The organism is Roseofilum sp. (assembly GCF_982964205.1).
The window spans coordinates 1-8,907 of the sequence record NZ_CEZBFX010000163.1; the positions used below are offsets into that span (position 1 = coordinate 1).

Sequence of the window (8,907 nt, forward strand, 5' to 3'; positions counted from 1 at the left end):
TTGGCAAAACTAAGTGTCAAATTTGCACGGCCTAGACTTTCATCTCTTTTTCCTGCACTAGAGAAATCTTGGCAAGGAGGCCCTCCAATAATCATGTCCGGCTGAAAATATCTCACTATCTTGTAAGCATCTAGATCGGCTAGATCTTGTTCAAAAATAGGATGATCAAAGTTTTCTTGATAGGTTTGTATTGCTTTTCTCCAGATGTCAAAACCGGCCACTAGATTAAATCCAGCATTTTGAAATCCTAATGACATTCCTCCACATCCAGCAAATAAGTCTACTGTTTTCATTGCCATATTGATACTCTTTAACTAAATAAATAGGTTAGGAGAGTTATAAATTATAGCATCCAGTCTTCTTTCTGGACTTAATAAGTTTTGACCCCCACCTAAAATAATATTTGTAATTTCCTGCTTGTGAATTATCGGTTTTGTTAAAGCCTCTGATGTCATATAAACATGTGTAAATCTTCCACTGACGGCAAAAGCTTTATCATTTTTTGTATTATAAGATAGAGAATCGATGATTTTTCGATAATCAAAAATCCCCTTGGCGATCGCTTCATCAAGCATTTTGAATAGCCAAATCACAGTCCGAGCTTGCCGGGTAATTGATCGGACTCGACCGAAATTCTGAATTTCTGTTTTGACAGCATCTATAAATAATCGACTGAAGGCCAAATTACTCCATATAAAAACATCCATACAGTGTTCTGATAGTTTTGGTGACTTTCCTTGAGTTTTCCATATAGGTTGCATTAAAAAAGGAGTTTGATCGGCTGCAATCAGAGTTACGAGGCTATCAATAGAGTCAATCATCAATGGAATATAGGGAATAATAGTTTCAGGTTCTGTCCAATCAAGAATTTTAGAGAAACGATCGTTAATTAATTGTGGCCGTGACCAAGGTTGGTTTTTGAGAATGTGAGCAAAACTACACGCTAAATAAACAATAGTGTCTGGTCTAATCACCAGCTCAGAACCATACTCATCTTCGTTTAAATCACAAGTGGAATTATCAGGTAAAGCAGTTAACTTAATTTCCAGGGCTTGCAAACAATTACCTGTATCTCGTGCTTGGGTCACTAAATCTACTCCTGGAAGCGTACCCAATACATACTGCTGATAAGGAGTAAATTGGGTTTCAAAGGCATAAAATAGATTGTTTGAGAGGGGCACTAGACCGTAAGCTTGGGCCGTATTAATTGTGGAATGCTCAACGGTTAAACTGGAATTAAGTTTTAGATAAATACTCTCTAAATTACGACTATGCAAATAGGCACAAAGGGAGGCAGGAAAAGACGAATTAAAGCAATTTTTACCCCAAGCTTCTTTGCGGGTAAAATCTCGATTGGAATATTGAAGACCAAATAGACTGGGTTTGGGAATATTGGGATTCATGGAAGAGACATTCTTGCCCTCTTGAGCTTAATCTGAAGATTCGGCATCTGATTTCCACAGAGGTTCGCGCAGATTATCTTCTAAATCTCGCAATTTTTCATACAGTTCCCGTTGTTCTGGGGTTAATTGGGTAGGAAACTGAATCTCAATTTCCACCACTTGATCGCCTCGTCTTCCCCGGTTATCGGGATATCCCTTATTGGCTAACCGTAATTTTTGACCGCTTTTTACCCCAGGGGGTAAATTCATTTTCACTAACCCATCCAGGGTAAGGACTTCTACTTGTCCGGCTAAAACGGCTTCTACAGGAGTAATGGGGAGTTTACAATAAATTTCATTCCCTGCAATTTGTAGGAAAGAATGGGGGGCTACGGTGATTTTTAGGTATAAATCACCGCCATTCATACCCAACTTCCGCAGACGCATTTTTTCCCCACTCACCATACCGGGGGGCATATCGACTTCTAAAGAGCGACCATCTTCTAAACGGATACGCTCTTTTCCACCTCGATAGGCTTTTTCTAGGGGTAAGGTTAACAACGCTTCGATATCCCGTTTCATGGGTCGGGATTCGCTAGTGACGGTGTTGTAAACCTTTGAGCGGCCGGGGGTGTAGGCTTCGGCATTCCGTTCGACTGGACGCGATCTCTCTCCAGTCGGTTGTCCCTGATTCACTTCCCGACGACGGTTGAGCAAGCTATCGAGAAAACTATCGAACGTAGGAAACTGGCTAAAATACTCAATTTCTGCGGAAGAAAACTTGGAGCCACTATTGCGTTTACGGCTATTTTGCCGCGCTCTTAAAAAGAAGCTCAGTTGGTCATATTCCGTCCGTTTACCGGGATCGGAGAGGACTTCATAGGCTTCTAAAATATCCTTAAATCGTTCCTCAGCTTCTTTATCACCGGGGTTGAGATCGGGATGATATTGACGAGCTAAACGGCGATAAACCCGCTTAATCTCGTCAGTGGGGGTATCAGGACTAACTCCCAGAATCTCATAATAGTTCCGAAAGTTTTGCATGGTTTTGTTCACTTAGGGTTCTGGGAGAATAGGGAATAGGGAATGGGGAATAGGGAAAACCGCCGCTTACAGCCATTCGTCATCATCTCCCCAATCTTCATCATCATAGGAGTTATATTGATTATACCTTGGACGGCTTGGGGGTTCTGAAGGACGGCGAGAGTCCCGGATGGGCGGTCGATTGGGTTCCCTTGATCGGGGGGGCGGATAGTCCCGTGTTGGGGGATAATCTCGGCCTGGCGGTTGATAATCCGGTGGGGGTGGATAATCCCGTGCTGAAGAATAGTCTCGATCTCGTGGGGAGTTGCGTGGGGGTGGATAATCCCGTGCTGGAGGATAGTCTCGCCCAGGTGGGGAGTTGCGTGGGGGTGGATAATCCTGTGCGGGCGGGTAATTCCTCGCTGGGGGATAGTTCCGCTCTGGGGGGGTATATTCCCGCCTGGTTTGATAGGTTGGACTATCATAATCGTAACTTTCGCGGCGATCGAATTCATCTTCATCATCCCCTAAGAATGTGCGCCGCAGGGTTCCTAAAAATCCATCGTCTTCCTCTTCACTCATCCGCAAGCGCACTTCCCGATTGAGATCGTAGAGAATATCTTGTAAATCGGCTCCTGCTTGATCGATTCCTCGGTCATCGCCTCGGCGCAAATATTCCCGCAGTTCCTGGATAATTGGATCGAGATCGCGGCGGTATTGGTTGGCAAACTGCATTCCAAAATCTAGGGTGGCTTCCCGCAGTTGGCGCTCGGCTTGGGTAATTAAGGCTTCGGCGCGGTTGAGTTTTTCTACCCGTTCCCGGCGCTCCCGGTCAACCTGGGCATAGCGTTCGGCATCCTGGATCATTTGGTTGATTTCATCGGAGGAGAGGGTGGAGGCTCCTTGAATGGTAATGCCTTGTTCCCGGCCGGTGGTTCGGTCTAGGGCAGATACTTGGAGAATACCGTTGGCATCGATGTCGAGGGAGACTTGAATTTGGGGGATGCCCCTAGGCGCTGGGGGAATGCCGGAAAGTCGGAATCGACCGAGGGATTTGTTGTCCCTGGCCATTTCTCGCTCCCCTTGTAGGATATGGACTTCGACAAAGGTTTGGTTGTCTTGGGAGGTGGAGAAAATGTCCGATCGCCGCACGGGAATGGTCGTGTTGCGAGGAATGAGTTTTTTCATCACCCCACTGGCGGTTTCAATCCCGAGGGAGAGGGGGGTGACATCGAGCAACAGCACATCTTTGACAATGCCAGAGAGAATACCGGCTTGAACTGCTGCTCCAACGGCTACCACTTCATCCGGGTTAACGTTTTGGTTGGGTTCTTTGTCGATGAAACTGCGAACGAGTTGTTGAACGATGGGAATGCGGGTGGAACCGCCGACGAGAACGACTTCATCGATTTGGACGGGGCTAAGATTGGCATCGTAGAGGGCGCGTTTGATGGGCCGACGGAGACGGGAAAGGAGGTCGCCACAGAGGTCTTCAAATTGCGATCGCGTCAGCCGAGTTTCTAGATGCTTGGGTCCGTCTTCGGTAGCGGTAATGAACGGTAAGTTAATCTCGGTTACTGTGACTCCAGACAGTTCAATTTTCGCTTTTTCCGCTGCTTCCATCAGCCGTTGCAGCGCTTGGCGATCTCGCCGTAAATCGACCCCTTCCGTTTCTAAAAACTGTTCGGCCAACCAATCGACAATTTTTTGGTCAAAGTCATTGCCCCCTAGCTGGGTATCCCCACTGGTAGCCCGAACTTCAAACACTCCATCGCCAACTTCTAGGATCGAAACATCAAAGGTTCCTCCCCCTAGGTCAAATACCAAAATGGTTTGCGCCGTTCCCCGCTCTAGCCCATAAGCGAGGGAAGCAGCCGTGGGTTCATTGAGAATTCGTTTAACTTCTAAGCCGGCAATTTTGCCCGCATCTTTGGTCGCTTGCCGTTGGGCATCATTAAAGTATGCAGGAACCGTAATCACTGCACCGGTAACCGGTTCCCCTAAATAACGACTGGCATCTTCAGCCAATTTCCGCAAGATCGTGGCTGAAATTTCTTCCGGGGCAAAGTCTTTTTTCAGCCGAGGACATTTCACTTTGATATTGTCCACTTCATCGCGCCGGATAGTGTAAGGGACTCGTTTGGAGTCAGTGTTGAGTTCTCCATATCTGCGTCCCATATACCGTTTTACGGAGTAAAAGGTGTTTTGCGGGTTCAGGACGGCTTGGCGACGGGCCATTTGGCCAACAACGAGTTCGCCATCTTTACTGAAGCCAACCACTGAAGGTGTAGTCCGCATCCCTTCTGCATTGGCGATCGCCATTGGCTTACCGCCTTCCATAATAGCGACCACTGAGTTCGTTGTCCCCAAGTCAATGCCGACTACTCTACCCATGGATTCTGTCTCTTCCTCGTCTATCTTTACGGAAATTATGGCTTTCTTCGATCAGTTTATTGTATCGCGCTTCTGGAAGTGCAAGTAGCAGGGAATAGGGAATAGGGAATAGGGAATAGGGAAAACCCCATCTCCACGTCCGTGTGTCCTCCCCTCTCCCTAGACAGATTTTCAACTATCGTGGCGATCGGAAACTGTTGTTTTGCTTGGCTCAATGGCAGAATCTTCTTTAACTATTTCTTGGCATTGGTTGGCGAAGGCGATGGAAAGTTCATAGAGTTCTCTAGCTGACTATTCGCATTCTTTCAAAAGTTCGAGATCTTCCATGATTTGTGCTTCATTAATCAGAGGTTTCATTTTAGCGTCTCCAACGATTGACAATCGAATCGACAAAATACATCACCCAATTAAATAGGCAATGGTTACGCCTGTGCCGCCATTTTTTTGATCGGCTAACTCAAAGCGCTCTACTTGCGGATGGCTCCTCAGAAATTCATGGACTCCTTCTCTTAATTTACCGGTACCTTTGCCGTGAATAATCCAGACATTGGTACAATTGGCATTGTAGGCTTTGGTAATCCCTTGGTCGAGTTCGGCTTCGGCGGTGACGACACGCAAGCCTCGGATATCTAGGGTATTGCGAGAGGTTTTGATGACTGGGGCAGTGGGTTTGGGAGGGGGTGTTTTCTCTTTTTCCGTAACTGTTTTTTTGCTCAGTTCCTTAGTGGGAACTTCGGCTTTTTTGCCGTCTAAGGATTCAATTTCGGCTAATCCTACGGTCATTTTCATTAACCCAAAGCGTACGGTTAATTCTTGCCCTTCTTCGTCGATTTGTAGCACTTCTCCGGTTTGTCCTAAACTGGGGATGCGTATCCGTTCGCCGACTTGCGGTTTATAGCCGGGTTTGGGTTTGGGGGGATTGATTTTGGAGGGGAGATATTGCTCGGCAATGCGATCGAGTTCCTGGGTGGCTTTGCGGGTATCTTGGGCGTTTGTAGTGCCTTGTTGTAGGCGTTTGATGGCTGTGGCGACTTCTTTTTTAGCTTGAGAAATTGCCTTTTGGATTTCGATTTCCTGTTGTTGGCGTAACTGCTGTTCCCGCTCTTTGAGTTGCTGGGCTTTGAGTGCGACTTCTTCGTGCAATCGTTCGGTTTCTGAAAGGAGGCTGGAGGTTTCTTGGACTTGGGTTTCCTGACGACGACGCTCGGCTTCTAAACCGGCGATCGCCCGATTCACGTCTTCGGAACCCTTGCCTACCCACTGTTGCGCTTCTTCAATCACCTCTGGATTTAACCCCAAACGGCGAGCAATAGTCAGGGCATTGGAGCGCCCCGGAATGCCCCACAACAGGCGATAGGTGGGTTGCAAAGATACCTCGTCAAACTCCACCGAGGCATTCTCAAACCGCTCATCCTCATACTTGAGGGCTTTGAGTTCCCCGAAGTGGGTGGTGGCAATGGTAAGCTGGGCATTTGTGGCGAGATGTTTGAGGAGAGCGATCGCCAACCCGGTTCCCTCGGAGGGATCGGTTCCCGCACCCACCTCATCTAACAGCACCAGAGATGAGGGGTTGGTTTCCAGCGAGTCCAAAATCCGACAAATACGGCGAATATGTCCCGAAAACGTTGATAAACTTTGCTCTAGAGACTGTTCATCACCAATATCGGCTAAAACCTGGCTAAACCAAGGCACTTCCACCGGTTCTCGCGCTGGCACAAATAAACCGACTTTCGCCATCAGTGCTGCCAGCGCCAAGGTTTTCAAAGTAACGGTTTTTCCGCCCGTATTTGGCCCCGTAATTGCCACAACTCGGATCGGCGATTCAATACATGCAGTTACCGGAACCACTTCTTGTCCCTGTTCGTGGCGCTGTTGCCACACCAGCAAGGGATGACGTAGTTGCCGCAGAACAATCATTTCTGTGGATTCCGTAAACCGAGGGGGGTTCGCTTGTAACCAAGTGCTGTATCTGGCTTTGGCAGTGGCTAAATCGAGAATTGTGGCAATCTCCACTAAATGTTCTAAATCATCGTAAACCTCCGCCACTTTTTCCGTGAGAGCGCGACAGATGGATTCTTCTTCCTTACTTTCCTCTTTGTGCAACTGTCGCAAGTCATTACCGAGGGAAACGATCGCATGGGGTTCAATGTACAAGGTTGCCCCACTCGTAGACGAGTCATGAACGATACCGGGGATGGTTTCCTTGTGGTTAGCTTTCACCGGCAGCACGTAGCGATCGCCCCGTTGGGTAATCAAATTCTCCTGAATAGCGTGGGATTTGCGTTGCAGGAGGTTTTGCAGCGTTTGCGTAATGCGATCGCGTTGGTTTTTCAGTTGACGGCGTATATTACCGAGCTTCACGCTGGCGCGATCGGCTACTCTCCCCTGTTCGTCAATACAGTGATTAATCTCCTGTTCTAATTCCGGATAAGTCCGGATTGTGCTAATCAACTCCAACAAAATCGGCACATTTTCTTGTTCCTCAATAAACCGGCGCAGTCGCCGCATCCCCGCCAATGTACTCGCTACATCCAGCAGTTCATCCCCAGACAGCACCCCTTTAAGCGTTGCTCGTTTGACAATGGTACGAATATCCCGAATCCCCCCAAACGGCAGCTCTGTAGTGAGGGTTTGCTCTAGGGTATAGACTTCCTGGGTTTGCGCCAACAGGGTTAAACTTTCCGCTTGAGTTTGGGGAATAGGCAAGGTTTGGGCGGCGATCGCCCCCATTTTCGTCGCGGCAAACGTAGACAAATGCTCGCACAACCGCGACCATTCTAACAGCTCTAGGGTTTCGTCTTGGATCACTCGTGTTCTATACTTCAACGCGATACTACATTATTGTAGCGACTTTTGAAGCAATGGGACGGGCGATCGGTCTGGTAGTGAGATAGGATCTGGTTCCTAAACAATATAATTTCATACCATAGATAGGATGAGTTGGTAGATCAACCAGACTAACTACTAGTAATAAACTATCCAATCAGCACAAGTTTAAAACCTAACGTCCTTTCTTCGCTTGAGATAGTACAGAGCCGGCTAAACTTTTAGTCGTTTCATTGTATTTCTTACTCTGAAGGGCTTTAGCTGCAATATTTTCCATTTGAGAACCTGTCTGTTTTCTCCGATCTCTTTGTGACAAAGCTGATGCAGCTAATTTCTTTTGGATCTCAGATGATTTTTCAGAGCTGAGTATTTTTGCTGCTTGATAGGCAATTTGAGGTGAAGATTTTTTCTTGTTCATTTTAGAGATTAAATGCTACTGATTGAGTATAGCTCACTAATAATTAATTGTGCCAATTTCACTTAAAGGGAATATACTCAACTCCGTTTATCCATTCATCAGGCTCTGATGCTTGAGCTATCAACTCTAAATCTTGGACAAACTGACCAATTGTTCCCCCAAGCTGATGACCAAAAATTAATCCTGAAAAATGTTTCCCTTCTGCTTGCCAACTTTCAGCTAAAACTCTAAAGCGAATATCTTGAGTAAAAAGAACGCGCTTTAGTTCTGTAACCCTTGCTAACAGGCGATCGTCAGGAAGTTCTTGAGTTCCATCCTCAAATGCTGTCAGCACATCTATACCACGACGACGTAACTGATCGGTAATGGACTGAGGAACATGAACATCCATGTATAAACGAATAGCCACTTACAATACCCCTTTAGCCTTCATCCGAGTATAGAAAGGTGACTGGGGTGCTTGCGCTCTATCTGCTTGGACTTGTTGCCATTCTTGGGCAATGGCTCGATCAATTTCTTCTTGATGGTCAAAATAGTATGCCATGGCAGCATGAGCTTCTGCTGGATTTAAATAAGGGTGCTGGCGACAAATTTCTTCGACTGACCAACCATAAGTTAAGTAATCCATGACAATTTGTGCCACTCTAATGCGAGGCAACCGTTGCAGTCGTGCCGCCTCACCTTCTTTTTTTTCGATGTGTGGATAACTTACGGTTAACATAGGGTTCACTTTTTACTTAATAGCCAGCGTTACCAGAATTCTAGCCTCCTTGGGGGAGGCGATGCGATGCGATCAAACTGAAGGCTTATTTTATCAGAAAAATGTGTTGAAAACCCCGTCCTTTTAGGACGGCTTTTCTTGCT

8 protein-coding genes are annotated in these 8,907 nt (G+C 46.8%); all 8 read right to left on the bottom strand.

Translation table 11 applies throughout. The annotated features are described in order from the left end of the window. Positions 1–293 (bottom strand): DNA cytosine methyltransferase (locus tag AC3A14_RS23085; protein WP_487779186.1); only part of this gene is annotated, 293 nt, incomplete at its 3' end. Positions 294–314: 21 nt separating this feature from the next. Then, positions 315–1,403 carry a HindVP family restriction endonuclease gene (locus AC3A14_RS23090; RefSeq protein ID WP_318735750.1) on the bottom strand — a complete coding sequence of 363 codons (1,089 nt, stop codon included), beginning with the start codon at positions 1,401–1,403 and terminating at the stop codon, positions 315–317. Between the two features lie 27 nt (positions 1,404–1,430). Beyond that, positions 1,431–2,426: a DnaJ C-terminal domain-containing protein gene (locus AC3A14_RS23095; protein WP_318735753.1), complete on the bottom strand. Its 996-nt coding sequence runs from the start codon at positions 2,424–2,426 to the stop codon at positions 1,431–1,433. A gap of 66 nt (positions 2,427–2,492) precedes the next feature. Continuing rightward, positions 2,493–4,799 carry a molecular chaperone DnaK gene (dnaK, locus tag AC3A14_RS23100; protein WP_318701909.1) on the bottom strand — a complete coding sequence of 769 codons (2,307 nt, stop codon included), beginning with the start codon at positions 4,797–4,799 and terminating at the stop codon, positions 2,493–2,495. Positions 4,800–5,198: 399 nt separating this feature from the next. Continuing rightward, entirely contained in the window at positions 5,199–7,607 is a 2,409-nt protein-coding gene (locus AC3A14_RS23105) for an endonuclease MutS2 (RefSeq protein ID WP_318735755.1), read from the bottom strand. Positions 7,608–7,800: 193 nt separating this feature from the next. Continuing rightward, positions 7,801–8,043 carry a hypothetical protein gene (locus AC3A14_RS23110; RefSeq protein WP_318735757.1) on the bottom strand — a complete coding sequence of 81 codons (243 nt, stop codon included), beginning with the start codon at positions 8,041–8,043 and terminating at the stop codon, positions 7,801–7,803. A 58-nt stretch (positions 8,044–8,101) separates the two neighbouring features. Beyond that, positions 8,102–8,452, bottom strand: coding sequence for a DUF5615 family PIN-like protein (locus tag AC3A14_RS23115; protein WP_318735760.1), 351 nt, complete (start codon positions 8,450–8,452; stop codon positions 8,102–8,104). Next, the gene (locus AC3A14_RS23120) at positions 8,453–8,764 is read right to left on the bottom strand and encodes a DUF433 domain-containing protein (RefSeq protein WP_318701903.1); all 312 of its coding nucleotides are present in this window, start codon (positions 8,762–8,764) and stop codon (positions 8,453–8,455) included. It abuts the gene before it with no gap. Positions 8,765–8,907 lie beyond the last annotated feature (143 nt).